A 309-nucleotide genomic window follows, 5' to 3' on the forward strand; every position below is an offset into this window, starting at 1 on the left:
GACTCCGCCATCATGGGCGCAACTGGATGTTCCCGCTGATAAAACCATTCAAGATCCAAAGGTAGAGTAATGAATTTACCCCATTTGGCCCAACGGCTATTTAACACCCCGTTAGCTCTTCACCCGCGTAAAGCCGAAGTCGTGATGGCTGCACTGACTGACCGGTTCGGCATCACACGGATTAATACTATGGGCGCATGGGAAGATGACGACAGCTTTTCACGGCCTGGAAATAATGATGTTGGTTATGACGTGGTAGAAGGGATAGCGGTTGTCCCGATACAGGGAACACTCGTGCAAAAATTGGGT

The 309-nt window shown here is 49.8% G+C and carries 1 pseudogene; it reads left to right on the forward strand.

Going from position 1 to position 309, the window contains the following annotated elements:
* Positions 1-69: 69 nt before the first annotated feature.
* A pseudogene (locus tag ACGF5R_RS24725) lies at positions 70-309 on the forward strand (S49 family peptidase); the annotation flags it as partial.

Source organism: Photorhabdus sp. RM71S, assembly GCF_042879355.1.
Lineage (GTDB): Bacteria > Pseudomonadota > Gammaproteobacteria > Enterobacterales > Enterobacteriaceae > Photorhabdus > Photorhabdus kayaii.